This is a genomic window from Gluconobacter frateurii (genome assembly GCF_002723955.1).
Lineage (GTDB): Bacteria > Pseudomonadota > Alphaproteobacteria > Acetobacterales > Acetobacteraceae > Gluconobacter > Gluconobacter frateurii.
Genome location: NZ_BEWN01000005.1, coordinates 140,536 through 154,151 on the forward strand (window position 1 = coordinate 140,536; position 13,616 = coordinate 154,151).

The 13,616-nt window shown below is 55.9% G+C and carries 25 protein-coding genes; all 25 read right to left on the reverse strand.

All coding sequences use genetic code 11. The annotated features are described in order from the left end of the window. Window positions 1–189 precede the first annotated feature (189 nt). A complete protein-coding gene (locus GFR01_RS13450; RefSeq protein WP_099182876.1) occupies window positions 190–771 on the reverse strand; it encodes an adenylate kinase in 582 nt (193 codons plus the stop codon). Beyond that, entirely contained in the window at window positions 768–2,141 is a 1,374-nt protein-coding gene (gene secY, locus GFR01_RS13455; RefSeq protein WP_063905302.1) for a preprotein translocase subunit SecY, read from the reverse strand. Before secY ends, GFR01_RS13450 begins: the two co-directional genes overlap by 4 nt. 96 nt (window positions 2,142–2,237) lie before the next feature. Next, on the reverse strand, window positions 2,238–2,723 hold the full coding sequence (rplO, locus tag GFR01_RS13460; protein ID WP_063905301.1) for a 50S ribosomal protein L15: 486 nt from the start codon (window positions 2,721–2,723) through the stop codon (window positions 2,238–2,240). 1 nt (window position 2,724) lies between these two features. Then, window positions 2,725–2,913 (reverse strand): 50S ribosomal protein L30, encoded by a 189-nt coding sequence (gene rpmD / locus GFR01_RS13465; RefSeq protein WP_063905300.1) that lies wholly within the window; start codon window positions 2,911–2,913, stop codon window positions 2,725–2,727. Continuing rightward, on the reverse strand, window positions 2,906–3,478 hold the full coding sequence (gene rpsE / locus GFR01_RS13470) for a 30S ribosomal protein S5 (RefSeq protein ID WP_007282738.1): 573 nt from the start codon (window positions 3,476–3,478) through the stop codon (window positions 2,906–2,908). Before rpsE ends, rpmD begins: the two co-directional genes overlap by 8 nt. 12 nt (window positions 3,479–3,490) lie before the next feature. Further along, on the reverse strand, window positions 3,491–3,853 hold the full coding sequence (gene rplR / locus GFR01_RS13475; RefSeq protein ID WP_063905298.1) for a 50S ribosomal protein L18: 363 nt from the start codon (window positions 3,851–3,853) through the stop codon (window positions 3,491–3,493). Beyond that, the gene (gene rplF / locus GFR01_RS13480; protein ID WP_063905297.1) at window positions 3,853–4,389 is read right to left on the reverse strand and encodes a 50S ribosomal protein L6; all 537 of its coding nucleotides are present in this window, start codon (window positions 4,387–4,389) and stop codon (window positions 3,853–3,855) included. The genes rplR and rplF overlap by 1 nt, the downstream gene beginning before the upstream one ends. A gap of 10 nt (window positions 4,390–4,399) precedes the next feature. Beyond that, window positions 4,400–4,798: a 30S ribosomal protein S8 gene (gene rpsH / locus GFR01_RS13485; RefSeq protein ID WP_010502111.1), complete on the reverse strand. Its 399-nt coding sequence runs from the start codon at window positions 4,796–4,798 to the stop codon at window positions 4,400–4,402. 12 nt (window positions 4,799–4,810) lie between these two features. Beyond that, entirely contained in the window at window positions 4,811–5,116 is a 306-nt protein-coding gene (gene rpsN / locus GFR01_RS13490; RefSeq protein ID WP_007282734.1) for a 30S ribosomal protein S14, read from the reverse strand. A 133-nt stretch (window positions 5,117–5,249) separates the two neighbouring features. Then, window positions 5,250–5,813: a 50S ribosomal protein L5 gene (gene rplE, locus GFR01_RS13495; RefSeq protein ID WP_023943122.1), complete on the reverse strand. Its 564-nt coding sequence runs from the start codon at window positions 5,811–5,813 to the stop codon at window positions 5,250–5,252. Window positions 5,814–5,824: 11 nt separating this feature from the next. Next, the gene (gene rplX, locus GFR01_RS13500; protein ID WP_007282732.1) at window positions 5,825–6,145 is read right to left on the reverse strand and encodes a 50S ribosomal protein L24; all 321 of its coding nucleotides are present in this window, start codon (window positions 6,143–6,145) and stop codon (window positions 5,825–5,827) included. After that, on the reverse strand, window positions 6,145–6,513 hold the full coding sequence (gene rplN / locus GFR01_RS13505; protein ID WP_007282731.1) for a 50S ribosomal protein L14: 369 nt from the start codon (window positions 6,511–6,513) through the stop codon (window positions 6,145–6,147). Before rplN ends, rplX begins: the two co-directional genes overlap by 1 nt. Window positions 6,514–6,525: 12 nt before the next feature. Then, a complete protein-coding gene (rpsQ, locus tag GFR01_RS13510; RefSeq protein WP_010502113.1) occupies window positions 6,526–6,798 on the reverse strand; it encodes a 30S ribosomal protein S17 in 273 nt (90 codons plus the stop codon). 13 nt (window positions 6,799–6,811) lie between these two features. Beyond that, window positions 6,812–7,045, reverse strand: coding sequence for a 50S ribosomal protein L29 (rpmC, locus tag GFR01_RS13515; protein ID WP_007282729.1), 234 nt, complete (start codon window positions 7,043–7,045; stop codon window positions 6,812–6,814). A gap of 1 nt (window position 7,046) precedes the next feature. Continuing rightward, a complete protein-coding gene (rplP, locus tag GFR01_RS13520; RefSeq protein ID WP_007282728.1) occupies window positions 7,047–7,463 on the reverse strand; it encodes a 50S ribosomal protein L16 in 417 nt (138 codons plus the stop codon). Between the two features lie 55 nt (window positions 7,464–7,518). After that, window positions 7,519–8,196 (reverse strand): 30S ribosomal protein S3, encoded by a 678-nt coding sequence (rpsC, locus tag GFR01_RS13525; RefSeq protein ID WP_007282727.1) that lies wholly within the window; start codon window positions 8,194–8,196, stop codon window positions 7,519–7,521. Between the two features lie 3 nt (window positions 8,197–8,199). Beyond that, window positions 8,200–8,607: a 50S ribosomal protein L22 gene (gene rplV / locus GFR01_RS13530; protein ID WP_010502117.1), complete on the reverse strand. Its 408-nt coding sequence runs from the start codon at window positions 8,605–8,607 to the stop codon at window positions 8,200–8,202. 2 nt (window positions 8,608–8,609) lie between these two features. Further along, window positions 8,610–8,888 carry a 30S ribosomal protein S19 gene (gene rpsS / locus GFR01_RS13535; RefSeq protein ID WP_007282725.1) on the reverse strand — a complete coding sequence of 93 codons (279 nt, stop codon included), beginning with the start codon at window positions 8,886–8,888 and terminating at the stop codon, window positions 8,610–8,612. A 16-nt stretch (window positions 8,889–8,904) separates the two neighbouring features. Then, entirely contained in the window at window positions 8,905–9,735 is an 831-nt protein-coding gene (gene rplB, locus GFR01_RS13540; RefSeq protein ID WP_010502120.1) for a 50S ribosomal protein L2, read from the reverse strand. A gap of 16 nt (window positions 9,736–9,751) precedes the next feature. After that, the gene (locus GFR01_RS13545) at window positions 9,752–10,048 is read right to left on the reverse strand and encodes a 50S ribosomal protein L23 (protein WP_174694725.1); all 297 of its coding nucleotides are present in this window, start codon (window positions 10,046–10,048) and stop codon (window positions 9,752–9,754) included. 41 nt (window positions 10,049–10,089) lie between these two features. Then, window positions 10,090–10,704, reverse strand: coding sequence for a 50S ribosomal protein L4 (gene rplD / locus GFR01_RS13550; RefSeq protein WP_063905294.1), 615 nt, complete (start codon window positions 10,702–10,704; stop codon window positions 10,090–10,092). Window positions 10,705–10,715: 11 nt separating this feature from the next. Next, window positions 10,716–11,399 (reverse strand): 50S ribosomal protein L3, encoded by a 684-nt coding sequence (gene rplC, locus GFR01_RS13555; RefSeq protein WP_023943130.1) that lies wholly within the window; start codon window positions 11,397–11,399, stop codon window positions 10,716–10,718. 10 nt (window positions 11,400–11,409) lie between these two features. After that, window positions 11,410–11,718: a 30S ribosomal protein S10 gene (rpsJ, locus tag GFR01_RS13560; protein ID WP_007282720.1), complete on the reverse strand. Its 309-nt coding sequence runs from the start codon at window positions 11,716–11,718 to the stop codon at window positions 11,410–11,412. Between the two features lie 120 nt (window positions 11,719–11,838). After that, window positions 11,839–13,029: an elongation factor Tu gene (gene tuf, locus GFR01_RS13565; protein WP_063905293.1), complete on the reverse strand. Its 1,191-nt coding sequence runs from the start codon at window positions 13,027–13,029 to the stop codon at window positions 11,839–11,841. A gap of 110 nt (window positions 13,030–13,139) precedes the next feature. Beyond that, complete coding sequence (rpsG, locus tag GFR01_RS13570) at window positions 13,140–13,616, reverse strand: 30S ribosomal protein S7 (RefSeq protein ID WP_063905292.1); 477 nt, start codon at window positions 13,614–13,616, stop codon at window positions 13,140–13,142.

A 13,616-nucleotide genomic window follows, 5' to 3' on the forward strand; every position in this document is an offset into this window, starting at 1 on the left:
GACCGCGTCAGCCTGTTTCATGTCCGGCCGGAACCGGATCGATTGCATCGCAGCTAACGTCAGTCCCAGTCCGATTCCGGAGCCTAGGCCGCACTCACGCTGCAGATATGTCGAGGGCGCGCAATATACCGGGCACCCCCCTTGAGTCAAATGCCTATGGTCACTTTTGCGTGATCATAGGTCATTCAATCAATTTTTCGTCGTTTTCCCGAGGATCGTGTCGATTTCAGCACCAACTTTATCGACATCCAACATCCCATCTACACGCTTCAAACGTCGCGCCTTCTCATAATATGGAAGGATCGGAGCAGTCTGGCGGCGATAAATATCAAGACGGGATCGAACTACTTCCGGATTATCATCCGGACGGCGCGTACCGTCCTCAGCCGTTCGGGAAGCGATGCGCTCTACAAGTTGATCTTCAGCGACATCCAGTAGAATGACTGCGTCAATCTTGAGCCCAGCCGTACCCAGCATGGCGTCAAGCGCTTCTGCCTGGCTTTCTGTACGAGGAAAGCCATCCAGAATAAAGCCCTGAGCACAATCTGGCTGCGAAATACGCCCTTGAATCATCTTGACCATGATTGGATCGGGAAGAAATTCCCCCCGCGCCATGATCGCTTTCGCTTCCTGTCCGATCGGCGTTCCCGCAGAAACCTCAGCACGAAGCATATCTCCGGTAGAGATCTGCTTCAGGCCATATAACTGCTCTAGACGCTTCGCTTGGGTTCCTTTCCCCGCGCCAGGAGGACCAAGAAGAATGATATTCATCGACGCTTGCTCCCTCCAGGACCCGAGCTTCGGGTTCCACGACTGCGCTGTTTGCGGATTAGCCCCTGATACTGATGTGCCACCAGATGAGACTGGACCTGTGTCACTGTATCAATCGTAACCGATACAATAATGATCAGGCTCGTGCCACCAAAGTAGAACGGCACATTATATTTGCTGATCAGGATCTGTGGCAGCAGGCAAACAACGACAAGGTAGAGCGCGCCAATGGTCGTCAATCTGGAAAGAATACGATCAAAATAGGACGCCGTGCTCGCCCCGGGACGGATACCGGGAATGAAGCCTCCCTGCTTACGCAGGTTCTCGGCAGTCTCTTCCGGATTGAACGTCACAGCCGCATAGAAATACGAGAAGAACAAGATCATTGCTGCATAAAACAGCATGTAAAGCGGCTGTCCCTGCCCTAGCTGCTGCCCAAGAACAGAAAGCCAGCCCGGCATATTATGGCCGTTCATAAATCCCGAGATCGTCACTGGGATCAGCAGTACCGAGGAAGCAAAAATCGGCGGAATCACGCCTGCAGTATTGACCTTCAGCGGCATGTGCGTGGAATCACCACCGAACATGCGATTACCAATCTGACGCTTCGGGTACTGAATAACCACCCGACGCTGCGCCTGCTCCATGAACACAATGAACGCTATGGTCGCAATCGCGAGCACAAGGAAAATCATAACAAAGATCGGTGATAACGCGCCTGTTCGACCCAGCTCGAAAAGGCTGGCTAGAGCATGTGGAAGATTTGCGACAATCCCTGCGAAGATGATCAACGAAATACCGTTGCCAACCCCACGAGACGTGATCTGCTCACCGAGCCACATCAGGAACATCGTCCCGCCCACCAGCGTAACAACACAGGAGGCGATAAAGAACATTCCAGGCATAACCACAGCGCTGGCGCCGTGAGACGTCATGTTTTCAAGCCCGACAGCGATGCCATAGGCTTGAAACAGCGCAATAAAAACCGTGAGATAACGCGTATACTGGTTAAGCTTCTTACGACCGGCCTCACCTTCCTTCTTCATGGCTTCCATCGAAGGCAAAGCCGTAGAGAGAAGCTGAATAATGATGGAGGCACTGATGTAAGGCATGATGTTCAGGGCGAACACAGTCATGCGTCCGAGAGCGCCACCCGTGAACATGTCGAACATGCCCAGAATGCCACCCTGATGCTGTGCCAGCAGCTGACCCATCACCGTTGCATCAACACCAGGAACAGGAATGTATGTTCCCAGTCGGTAAACGATGAGAGCCAGAAGCGTAAACCAGATACGCTTCTTGAGTTCAGTCGCCTTGGCAAAGGAACTCATATTGAGATTGGCGGCGAGCTGCTCTGCTGCGGAAGCCATCCACCTGTCCTTTCATGAAAACAGCGCCGCCGCACATCTGCACGGGACGCTGTTCACTATCTAACCATACCCCAGATAAATCCGGGAGAGGAGAACTCAGGCCTCAGCCTGAACTTCCTTCTTCGGTGCAAGCACCTTGACGGAGCCGCCAGCCTTCTCAACAGCAGCAAGAGCTGCTGCAGAAGCGCCGTCAACTTCAATGGTCAGACCATGCGTAAGTTCACCCTTCGCAAGAAGGCGAACACCATGGGTCTTGCCGTTGACAAGACCTGCAGCGCGCAGAGTAGCTTCTGTAACAGGAGCGGACTTATCCAGCTTACCTGCCTCAATAGCCTTCGAAATCGCACCAAGGTTCACCGGAGCATATTCCTTGCGGAAGATGTTCACGAAGCCACGCTTGGGCATACGGCGATACAGCGGGAGCTGACCACCTTCGAAGCCATTGAGGGAAACGCCCTCACGAGCCTTCTGACCCTTAACACCACGTCCGGAGGTCTTACCCTTGCCAGAACCGATGCCGCGTCCAAGACGCTTCTTGCGATAACGAGAACCCTCGTTATCGCGGAGTTCGTTAAGGTTCATTTCAACCCTCCACCTTGATGAGGTGGGCAACCTTGCGGATCATTCCACGTACGGCAGCAGTATCTTCGAGCGTACGGGTGGAACCGATACCGCGCAGGCCAAGACCAACAATAGTCTCTGCCTGGCCCGGTTTGCGACCAATGACAGAAGCGATCTGCGTCACCTGAACGGTCTTACCGTTATCAGACATTTGCAGCCTCCTCAGTCTGGGCCTGCTCACGCTTACCGAAAAGCTCTGCAGCCTTCTTACCACGACGCGAAGCGACGTTGCGCGGGCTGCTTGCCTTTTCAAGGGCAGCAAAAGTAGCCTTGATCATGTTATGCGGGTTACGCGTTCCGAGGCTCTTGGCAACAACGTCGTTAACGCCCAGGCTCTCGAAAACCGCACGCATCGGACCACCAGCGATGATACCTGTACCAGCTTCAGCCGCACGGACAACAACCTTGCCAGCGCCGTAATGACCGAACGTATCATGATGGAGGGTACGACCTTCCTTCATCGGTACGCGGATCATTGTGCGCTTTGCACGCTCGGTTGCCTTGCGGATGGCTTCCGGAACTTCACGGGCCTTACCTGCACCGTAACCAACGCGTCCCTTCTGATCGCCAACGACAACCAGCGCTGCGAAAGCAAAGCGACGGCCACCCTTAACAACCTTGGCAACACGATTGATGGTTACAAGCTTGTCGACCAGATCATCGCCCTGCTCGCGCTCACGACCACCACGGCCGCCTTCTCTTGGCTCACGTGCCATGTGTGATCCTCCTTAGAACGAGAGCCCGCCCTCGCGGGCAGCCTCTGCCAGGGCCTTGACCCGGCCATGATAGACATAAGCGCCGCGATCAAACACGACGGCCGTTACGCCAGCTGCCAGGCCACGTTCTGCGATCAGCTTGCCGATCACTGAAGCCGCGTCCACGTTTGCACCGCTGTTGCCACTGCCACGAAGCTCCTTTTCCAGCGTTGAAGCGCTGGCGAGCGTGCGACCCTGTGCATCGTCGATGATTTGGGCGTGAATGTGCTTGCTGGAACGGAAGACCGACAAACGCGGCCGGCCGCCGCTCTTGCGACGAAGCTGGAAACGCAGCCGCTGACGGCGACGTTCCTGCAATCCTTGCTGCGATGCCATTACTTCTTCTTACCTTCCTTGCGACGCAGAACTTCCGTCTCGTAACGGACGCCCTTGCCCTTGTAAGGCTCAGGCTTACGGAAGCTGCGAATATCGAGAGCAACCTGACCAACGCGCTGCTTGTCGTGACCTTCGACGACAATAGCGGTCGGACGCGGCGTTGTGATCTTGATACCGGCCGGGATGGGATAAACGACATCGTGCGAGAAGCCGAGGTTCATCACCAGGTTAGAGCCCTGAACAGCAGCACGGAAACCCGTACCCTGAATTTCGAGAGCCTTGGTGAAACCAACCGACACACCCTTGACCATATTAGCAATCAGAGCGCGCGTTGTTCCCCACATCGTCCAGTTTTCACGGGAACGACGGCCGACCGGAGCAACAGCGACGGAGCTGGCTTCAATCGTGACATCCACGTGACGGGACACCGGAAAACTCAGTTCGCCGAGCTTGCCCTTGGCAGTGAAAATGCCGTCAACGACAGCAACCTGAACGCCAGCCGGAACTTCTACAGGATATTTACCTACGCGAGACATGCGACCCTCCTCAGAAGACGCGGCAGAGAACCTCGCCGCCAACATTGGCAGCGCGGGCCTCGACGTCCGAAAGGACGCCACGCGGGGTGGACAGGATCGACACACCAAGGCCGGCATATACGCGCGGAAGTTCCTTGATCTTCGAATAGACACGACGGCCAGGCTTGGAGACCCTGTGGATTTCCTTAATAACCGGCTGCCCCTCAACGTACTTCAGCTCAATACGGAGCTGGGATACGCCCTTACGGACTTCTTCCGTGGAGAAACCACGGATGTAACCTTCACGCTTCAGAGCCTCAAGCACGTTTGTGCGAAGCTTGGAAGCAGGCGCAACACATGCAGCATGGCGTGCACGCTGAGCATTACGGATCCGGGTAAGCATATCACCCAGTGGATCAGACAACGACATTCGATCTATCCCTTACCAGCTCGACTTGACCATGCCAGGAATCTGGCCGGCGGACGCAAGATCACGCAGAGCGATACGGCACAGCTCGAACTTACGGTAGTTAGCACGGGGACGACCGGTCAGCTTGCAACGAAGACGAACGCGCGTTGCGGATCCGTTACGTGGCATCTGTGCCAGCTTAAGAGTCGCTTCAAATCGGTCTTCAACCGAAAGGGAACGATCCTTGATGATGTTTTTAAGAGCGGTCCGCTTTTCCTTGTCGCGCTTTGCAAGAGCTGCGCGATGGTTATTACGGTTAACCGCTGAGATCTTCGCCATCTCGAATTTTCTCCCGGAACCTGTCAGGCCTATCCCGACGGTTTTCCAATCTGCGTGTCTATAAAGGAAAGCGGCCTCCCAATGGAAGGCCGAATCCTTATTTTAGTCGCGATCGGTCTGAAAAATTACCTGATCAACCTGCGAACGGCAGATCGAAGGCCTTCAGCAGAGCCTTTGCTTCAGCATCAGTCTTTGCGGTGGTCACGAAGATGATGTCCATGCCGCGTACAGCATCGATCTTGTCATATTCGATTTCCGGGAAAACAATCTGCTCCTTGATACCCATGGCGAAGTTGCCACGACCATCAAAGCCCTTGTTTGCCGGAAGACCACGGAAGTCACGAATACGAGGCATAGCGATCGTCACGAGACGGTCGAGGAACTCATACATACGCTGACGACGCAGAGTTACCTTACAACCGATCGGAAGACCTTCACGGATCTTGAAGCCAGCAATAGCCTTACGAGCAAGCGTCTTTACAGGCTTCTGACCTGAAATAGCCGCCATTTCAGCAACAGCTGCATCCAGCTTCTTCTGATCGCCAGCAGCCTCACCGACACCCATGTTCAGCACGATCTTCTCGAGCTTGGGAACCTGCATCGGGTTTGCGTAGCCAAACTGTTCCTGAAGCTGCTTACGAAGAAGCTCTTCGTAACGCTGCTGCATACGCGGCAAAGCGGTGTTGTTATCGCTCATTTTTGCGTTCCTCAGCCTTCGATCACTTCGCCGGTTGCCTTGGCAACGCGAACTTTGCGACCGTCTTCAAGAACCCGGAAGCCAACGCGCGTCGGCTTACCGCTCTTGGGATCAACCAGCTTCAGGTTGGAAAGATGGATCGGCATTTCGCGCTCGATGATTCCACCTTCTCCACCCATACGGTTGGGCTTCGTATGACGCTTGGCGACAGCTACACCACGCACCACGGCCTTCTCGGCCTTTGGCATGACAGCAAGAACTTCGCCACGGACGCCCCGGGACTTCCCAGAGAGAACGAGGACCTGATCGCCTTTTTTAATACGTGCAGCCATTACAGCACCTCCGGCGCCAGGGAGATGATCTTCATGAACTTGCGAGCACGCAGTTCACGAACGACCGGGCCAAAGATACGCGTGCCAATCGGCTCCTGCTGCTTATTGATAAGCACAGCAGCATTCTTGTCAAAACGGATCGCAGATCCGTCTGCACGACGTACCGGATAAGACGTACGAACGATAACGGCCTGATGGACGTCACCCTTCTTCACCTTACCGCGGGGAATGGCTTCCTTAACGGATACGACAATGATGTCGCCGACCGAGGCAGTCTTCCGCTTGGAGCCGCCCAGCACCTTGATGCACTGCACCCGACGCGCACCGGAATTATCGGCGACGTCAAGGTTGGTCTCGGGATGAATCATGTGCCTACCCCCTTATGCGCTGACGGAAGAGGAAGCCGAAGCCATGTCCTCTCCGTTGCGTGCGACGACAGACCAAGTCTTGCGCTTGGAGATCGGTGCACATTCTTCAATGCGAACCAGGTCACCAATCTGGCAGACGTTGGCTTCATCATGGGCCGCATACTTCTTGGAGCGGCGGATGAACTTCTTATAGAGCGGATGCATGATACGACGATCAACAAGAACGGTAACCGTCTTGTCCATCTTGTCGCTCGTTACCCGCCCTGTCAGGACGCGCCTTGGCATCGTCCGTCTCCTCTCAGGACTTTGCGGCGGACGTTTGGGCGCCCGCACGGTTCTTCGATTGCTGAGCCAGCGTCTTGATACGTGCAACTGCACGGCGCACGACTTTGACGCGGCTAGTGTTTTCCGACTGCCCTGTGGCAGCCGCAAAACGGTGATTGATCTGTTCACGCTTCAGGTCGATGAGCAGAGCGTTCAGCTCGTCCTCGCTCTTCGCGCGCAGATCTGCAGGCTTGTACGTGTCGGCCATCTTACGCGTCTCCGATACGCTGAACGAACTTGGTCTTGATCGGAAGCTTTGCAGCTCCCAAACTCAACGCCAAGCGGGCGACTTCCGGCGGAACGCCTTCGATCTCGAACAGGATACGACCCGGCTTGACACGAGCTGCCCAGTACTCTGGGGAACCCTTGCCGGAGCCCATACGCACTTCTGCAGGCTTTGTCGAGACCGGAAGGTCCGGAAAAATACGAATCCACACGCGACCAGCACGCTTCATCGCACGAGTAATAGCACGACGGGACGCTTCGATCTGACGGGCAGTGATCCGCTCTGGCTCAAGAGCCTTCAGACCATATGCACCGAAGTTCAGCTGCGTTCCGCTTTTCGCCAGGCCGTGGATACGACCCTTGTGGGCTTTACGAAACTTTGTCCGCTTTGGGGAAAGCATGTTGTTAAATCCTCAATCAGCACCAGCAATGGAACTGTAGGCTTGCGCCTACAGTTCAACGTTGCGGAGCCTGCTCCGCGGCACGACGGTCCTGTGCCAGGGGGTCATGAGCCAGGATCTCACCCTTGAAGATCCAGACCTTCACGCCGCAGGTTCCATAAGTCGTCTTGGCCGTCGCCGTGCCATAGTCGATATCAGCGCGAAGCGTATGCAGCGGCACACGTCCCTCACGATACTTCTCGTCACGTGCGATTTCGGCACCACCCAGACGTCCGCTGCAAGTAATACGGATGCCCTGGGCGCCCAGACGCATTGCAGACTGGATTGCGCGCTTCATGGCGCGACGGAAAGCAACACGGCGCTCGAGCTGCTGAGCAATGTTCTCAGCCACTAGCGTTGCATCGATTTCCGGCTTGCGGATCTCAACAATATTCAGCGCTACGTCGGTCTTCGCCATACGGCTCAGTTCCTTACGCAGAGCGTCAATGTCCTGACCCTTCTTGCCGATTACGACGCCCGGACGGGCAGCGTAAATCGTCACGCGAGGCTTCTTGGCAGGACGCTCAATAACGACGCGGGAAACGCCGGCACCAGAAAGCTTGCGACGCAGGAATGCACGAAGCTTCAGGTCTTCATGAAGAAGACGAGAATAGTCTGCACCTGCGTACCAGCGGCTATCCCAGGTACGGTTAACACCGAGCCGAAGCCCGATTGGATTGACCTTATGTCCCATGGATTAAGCTGCCTTCTGCTCTTCGTTCGTTTCCGAGACTTCTGCAGCTTCGGCAACAACAATCTTCAGGTGGCTGAAGAACTTCTCAACGCGAGCCGAACGACCACGGCCACGAGCGTGAAAACGCTTCATGACAATGGACTTGCCGACTTCAGCCGTCTTCACAACCAGACGGTCAACGTCCAGCTGATGATTGTTCTCAGCGTTGGCCACGGCGCTCTCAAGAGTCTTCTTAACCTGCTGCGCGATACGACGACGCGAGAAGGTCAGAGCGGCAATAGCCTTGTCAGCTGGCTGGTTACGGATCATTGCCGCAACCAGGTTCAGCTTACGCGGGCTAACACGGATATTGCGCGTAATTGCCTGCGCTTCCGTATCAGCGAGCGTGCGGATGTGCTTCGGCTTGCTCATTTTCAGCCCCGCTTCGACTTCTTGTCAGAGCCATGACCGGTGTAGGTCCGTGTCGGTGAGAATTCACCGAACTTATGACCGACCATGTTCTCCGTGACCTGCACAGGCAGGAACTTGTGACCATTATAGACGCCGAACGTAAGCCCGACGAACTGCGGCAGGATCGTGGAACGACGCGACCAGATCTTGATCACTTCATTACGACCAGAAGCACGAGCTGCTTCTGCCTTGCCGAACAGATACCCGTCAACGAACGGGCCCTTCCAGACGGAACGTGCCATCTCTGTTTGCCCCCTCTTACTTGCCGGACTTACGGCGACGGATGATCAGGCTATCCGTCTTCTTGTTAACACGCGTCTTGTAACCCTTCGTCGGAACGCCCCACGGCGTAACCGGATGACGGCCACCAGAAGTACGACCTTCACCACCACCATGCGGGTGATCGACCGGGTTCATGACAACACCACGGTTGTGCGGACGACGTCCGAGCCAACGGGAACGTCCAGCCTTACCCATGTGCTGGTTCATGTTGTCTGGATTAGAGACAGCACCAACCGTTGCCATGCATTCACCACGGACAAGACGCAGCTCACCGGACTGCAACTTGATCTGAGCGTAACCGGCATCCTTACCGACCAGCTGCGCATACGTTCCAGCAGAACGGGCCAGCTTGCCACCAGCGCCCGGCTTCAGCTCGATGTTGTGCACGATCGTACCGACCGGCATCGCACCGAGGGACATCGCATTGCCTGGCTTCACGTCAGTGTGCGCACCAGAGATAACGCGGTCACCAGCCTTGATACGCTGAGGTGCCAGAATGTAGGCCAGCTCACCGTCATCATACTTGATCAGTGCGATGAATGCCGTACGGTTCGGATCGTACTCAAGACGCTCGACCGTTGCACCAACATCAAACTTGCGACGCTTGAAATCGACATAACGATAGGACTGCTTGTGCCCGCCGCCACGGAAACGAACTGTCGTGCGACCGTGGTTATTACGGCCGCCAGACTTGTTCTTACCTTCCGTCAGCTGCTTGACCGGCTTGCCCTTCCAGAGCTCGCTACGATCAATCAGCACGGTGCCGCGTGTGCTCGGCGTCGTGGGATTAAAGTGCTTTAGTGCCATGGTTGATTACCCCGCGTCAGCCCAGCTTCGCTGTAAGGTCAATGGACTGACCTTCTGCAAGCTGCACATACGCCTTCTTGATGTCAGAGCGGCGACCAGGACGACCCTTGACGCGCTTCGTCTTACCCTTCTGGACCAGCGTGTTCACGCCGGTAACCTTCACATTGAAGAGCTTTTCGACAGCGGCCTTGATCTGCGGCTTGGTTGCAGTCGTAGAGACCTTGAAGACAACCTGATTACGCTCAGACAGAAGCGTAGCCTTCTCCGTGATCAGCGGCGAACGGACCACATCGTACAGAGCTTCCTGAGACATGTTCTCAGCAGTCTTACGTGCGTTCATGACGATAGACATGGTCATGCCAGACGCTCCTTAAGACCCTCAAGACCTGCGCGGGTAATGACCAGCACGTCATGGTTGAGGATGTCATAGACGTTCGCACCGATTGTCGGCAGCACGTCGATCTTCGGCAGGTTGGCAATTGCACGAGCAAACTGCTCATCAACTGCACCGTCCACGATCAGCGCAGACGACCAGCCAAGTGCCTTCAGCTTTGCCACCGCTTCACGGGTCTTGCTAACACCGTTTGCGGTATCGAGCACAACCAGCTTGCCATCTGCAGCTTTCTGCGAAAGAGCAGAAATCAGGCCAAGACGACGAACCTTCTTGGGAAGGTCATAGCCATGATCACGCACAACCGGACCATGCACAACACCACCAGTACGGAACTGCGGAGCGCGCAGGGAGCCCTGACGAGCAGAACCCGTACCTTTCTGGCGGAAAGGCTTCTTGGTCGTGCCAGAGATTTCACCCATGCCCTTGGTGCGATGCGTACCAGCGCGGCGCTTCGCCAACTGCCAGTGCACAACGCGCGCCATAATGTCGGCACGCGGAGAAACCGCGAAAATCTCTTCTGGAAGCGCGACTGAGCCTGCGCTGCCATTATCGAGGGTTTTGATATCGTATTCCATGCCCCTCGCCCTCAACCGGCGGCCGCCACGACTGCAGCCGGATACGGCGCATCGGCATGGCGTGCCTTCTTGATTGCATCGCGAATCAGCACAACGCTGTTTTTCGCACCAGGAATCGCGCCTCTGACCATGATCAGGTTACGCTCTTCATCCACGGCAGCCACTTCAAGGTTCAGCGTGGTAACACGCACATCACCCATGTGACCTGCCATCTTCTTGCCCTTGAAGACCTTGCCAGGATCCTGGCGCTGGCCCGTAGAACCATGAGAACGATGGCTGATGGACACGCCGTGGGAGGCTTCGAGACCAGCGAAGTTATGACGCTTCATAACACCCGCAAAGCCCTTACCCTTACTCTGACCCGTGACATCAACTTTCTGCCCAACCACGAAATGGTTCGCAGACAGCTTCGTGCCAGCCTCAAGCAGAGCATCTTCCGCAACGCGGAACTCTACGAGGGTCTTCTTCGGCTCAACCTTGGTACGGGCGAAATGGCCACGATTTGCCTTGGTGACATTCTTCACCTTAGCATTACCAAGACCGAGCTGAACGGCGGTGTAGCCATCACGTTCATTCGTGCGAGCGTCTACAACCTGAACTTCGTCAAGATGTAGAACCGTCACAGGCACATGAGTGCCATCTTCCTTAAACAGCCGGGTCATCCCCAGCTTTTTTGCAATCAATCCGGTACGCATCGTCTGGACCTTAGAGTTTGATCTCGACGTCAACGCCAGCGGCGAGGTCGAGCTTCATGAGGGCGTCCACGGTCTGCGGGGTCGGCTCGACAATGTCGAGCAGCCGGCGGTGAGTCCGAATTTCGAACTGTTCGCGGCTTTTCTTATCCACGTGTGGCGAACGGTTCACCGTGAACCGTTCGATATGCGTCGGCAGCGGGATCGGACCCCGAACCCGCGCACCCGTACGCTTCGCCGTGTTTACGATCTCTTTGGTGCTGTTGTCCAGCACGCGATGATCGTACGCCTTAAGGCGAATGCGGATGTTCTGGTTGTCCATAGTCTTAATTCGTCCAACTCAAAAATTCGGGTCTCGTCCTACTGCCATTGCATCTGAAAGGGAACCCCGGCCAGAAATAAATCTGGCCGGGGCTTCCATATCAACGGCGAAACGCAGGACTTAGGCGCTGATGGAGGAAACCACGCCTGCACCCACGGTGCGGCCGCCTTCGCGAATTGCGAAACGCAGACCTTCGTCCATGGCAATCGGAGCAATCAGCTCGACGTCCATAGCAACGTTATCACCCGGCATCACCATTTCCGTGCCTTCTGGCAGCGTCACGACGCCAGTGACGTCGGTCGTACGGAAATAGAACTGCGGACGATAGTTCGTGAAGAACGGCGTGTGACGACCACCCTCTTCCTTCGTGAGGATGTATGCCTCAGCCTTGAACTTTTTGTGCGGGGTGATGGAACCCGGCTTTGCAAGAACCTGGCCACGCTCAACGTCTTCACGCTTCGTGCCACGAACCAGTGCACCGATGTTGTCACCAGCTTCACCGCGATCAAGCAGCTTGCGGAACATTTCAACGCCCGTGCAGGTCGTCTTCGTTGTGTCCTTCAGACCAACGATTTCAACTTCATCACCAACGTTAAGCACGCCGCGCTCGACACGACCCGTGACAACCGTACCACGACCAGAGATCGAGAACACGTCTTCGATCGGCATCAGGAACGGACGATCAACCGGACGCTCCGGCTGCGGGATGTACGTGTCGACAGCTTCCATCAGCTCAAGAACGCGATCTTCACCAATGGTGGCATCGCCGTCTTCAAGCGTTACAAGAGCAGAGCCCTTGACGATGGGGATATCGTCGCCCGGGAACTGGTAGGAAGACAGAAGTTCACGAACTTCCATTTCCACGAGCTCCAGAAGCTCCGGATCATCAACCTGGTCAACCTTGTTCAGGAAGACAACCAGAGCCGGAACACCGACCTGGCGAGCAAGCAGGATGTGCTCACGGGTCTGCGGCATCGGACCGTCAGCAGCAGACACAACCAGGATCGCGCCGTCCATCTGAGCGGCACCCGTGATCATGTTCTTCACGTAGTCAGCATGACCAGGGCAGTCAACGTGAGCGTAGTGACGGTTCTTCGTCTCGTACTCAACGTGTGCCGTGGAAATGGTGATACCACGAGCGCGCTCTTCCGGCGCTGCGTCGATCATGTCGTACGCCTTGAACTCGGCGCCGCCGCTCTTCGCAAGCGTCTTGGTGATTGCAGCAGTCAGCGAGGTCTTGCCGTGGTCGACGTGACCAATGGTGCCGATGTTGCAGTGCGGCTTCGTCCGCTCGAATTTAGCCTTTGCCATCGTCTATCTCCAAAACCCTGCCTCCCACGAGACAGGGGTAAGACTGAAAGTTCATTCCAGTCAGTATCCAGATTCCCAGATACTGCCGGAAGCCCTTTAGCGGGTTCTGTTTACCAGCGATAGTGGCTGAATGCCTTGTTGGCTTCAGCCATACGGTGCGTGTCTTCACGCTTCTTGACAGCGGAGCCACGATTGTTGACCGCGTCCATCAGTTCGTTGGACAGACGCTCCTGCATCGTGTTCTCGCCACGCTTGCGGGAAGCATCGATCAGCCACCGGATCGCCAGAGCCTGACGGCGCTCTGCGCGCACTTCCACAGGCACCTGATAGGTAGCACCACCCACACGACGTGAACGGACTTCTACAGCCGGCTTCACGTTGTCCAGAGCCGAGTGGAACATGGCCACTGGATCAGCGGCGCTACCACCACGGTTACGCAGAACTTCAAGTGCACCGTAAACGATGCCCTCAGCGGTGGATTTCTTTCCATCGTACATCAGCGCATTCATGAAACGCGTGATAACGATGTCTCCAAACTTCGGATCGGGAAGGATCTCACGCTTTACAGCGCGGTGACGGCGACTCAT

What these genes read in the sequence shown, in the direction of transcription:
- tuf (WP_063905293.1), bottom strand. Translation starts at nt 13,029, where the DNA reads ATGGCAAAGGCTAAATTCGAGCGGACGAAGCCGCACTGCAACATCGGC.
- rplO (WP_063905301.1), bottom strand. Translation starts at nt 2,723, where the DNA reads ATGAACCTTAACGAACTCCGCGATAACGAGGGTTCTCGTTATCGCAAG.
- rpsN (WP_007282734.1), bottom strand. Translation starts at nt 5,116, where the DNA reads ATGGCGAAGATCTCAGCGGTTAACCGTAATAACCATCGCGCAGCTCTT.
- GFR01_RS13450 (WP_099182876.1), bottom strand. Translation starts at nt 771, where the DNA reads ATGAATATCATTCTTCTTGGTCCTCCTGGCGCGGGGAAAGGAACCCAA.
- rpsG (WP_063905292.1), bottom strand. Translation starts at nt 13,616, where the DNA reads ATGAGTCGCCGTCACCGCGCTGTAAAGCGTGAGATCCTTCCCGATCCG.
- rplR (WP_063905298.1), bottom strand. Translation starts at nt 3,853, where the DNA reads ATGGCATCGCAGCAAGGATTGCAGGAACGTCGCCGTCAGCGGCTGCGT.
- rpsS (WP_007282725.1), bottom strand. Translation starts at nt 8,888, where the DNA reads ATGGCACGTTCCGTCTGGAAGGGCCCGTTCGTTGACGGGTATCTGTTC.
- rpsE (WP_007282738.1), bottom strand. Translation starts at nt 3,478, where the DNA reads ATGGCACGTGAGCCAAGAGAAGGCGGCCGTGGTGGTCGTGAGCGCGAG.
- rpsJ (WP_007282720.1), bottom strand. Translation starts at nt 11,718, where the DNA reads ATGGACAACCAGAACATCCGCATTCGCCTTAAGGCGTACGATCATCGC.
- rplD (WP_063905294.1), bottom strand. Translation starts at nt 10,704, where the DNA reads ATGGAATACGATATCAAAACCCTCGATAATGGCAGCGCAGGCTCAGTC.
- rpsQ (WP_010502113.1), bottom strand. Translation starts at nt 6,798, where the DNA reads ATGCCAAGGCGCGTCCTGACAGGGCGGGTAACGAGCGACAAGATGGAC.
- rplE (WP_023943122.1), bottom strand. Translation starts at nt 5,813, where the DNA reads ATGAGCGATAACAACACCGCTTTGCCGCGTATGCAGCAGCGTTACGAA.
- rplF (WP_063905297.1), bottom strand. Translation starts at nt 4,389, where the DNA reads ATGTCTCGCGTAGGTAAATATCCTGTAGAAGTTCCGGCTGGCGTTCAG.
- rpmD (WP_063905300.1), bottom strand. Translation starts at nt 2,913, where the DNA reads ATGTCTGATAACGGTAAGACCGTTCAGGTGACGCAGATCGCTTCTGTC.
- rplC (WP_023943130.1), bottom strand. Translation starts at nt 11,399, where the DNA reads ATGCGTACCGGATTGATTGCAAAAAAGCTGGGGATGACCCGGCTGTTT.
- rpmC (WP_007282729.1), bottom strand. Translation starts at nt 7,045, where the DNA reads ATGGCCGACACGTACAAGCCTGCAGATCTGCGCGCGAAGAGCGAGGAC.
- GFR01_RS13545 (WP_174694725.1), bottom strand. Translation starts at nt 10,048, where the DNA reads ATGTCTCAGGAAGCTCTGTACGATGTGGTCCGTTCGCCGCTGATCACG.
- rplB (WP_010502120.1), bottom strand. Translation starts at nt 9,735, where the DNA reads ATGGCACTAAAGCACTTTAATCCCACGACGCCGAGCACACGCGGCACC.
- rpsH (WP_010502111.1), bottom strand. Translation starts at nt 4,798, where the DNA reads ATGTCGTTGTCTGATCCACTGGGTGATATGCTTACCCGGATCCGTAAT.
- rplN (WP_007282731.1), bottom strand. Translation starts at nt 6,513, where the DNA reads ATGATTCATCCCGAGACCAACCTTGACGTCGCCGATAATTCCGGTGCG.
- secY (WP_063905302.1), bottom strand. Translation starts at nt 2,141, where the DNA reads ATGGCTTCCGCAGCAGAGCAGCTCGCCGCCAATCTCAATATGAGTTCC.
- rpsC (WP_007282727.1), bottom strand. Translation starts at nt 8,196, where the DNA reads ATGGGACATAAGGTCAATCCAATCGGGCTTCGGCTCGGTGTTAACCGT.
- rplP (WP_007282728.1), bottom strand. Translation starts at nt 7,463, where the DNA reads ATGCTTTCCCCAAAGCGGACAAAGTTTCGTAAAGCCCACAAGGGTCGT.
- rplX (WP_007282732.1), bottom strand. Translation starts at nt 6,145, where the DNA reads ATGGCTGCACGTATTAAAAAAGGCGATCAGGTCCTCGTTCTCTCTGGG.
- rplV (WP_010502117.1), bottom strand. Translation starts at nt 8,607, where the DNA reads ATGAGCAAGCCGAAGCACATCCGCACGCTCGCTGATACGGAAGCGCAG.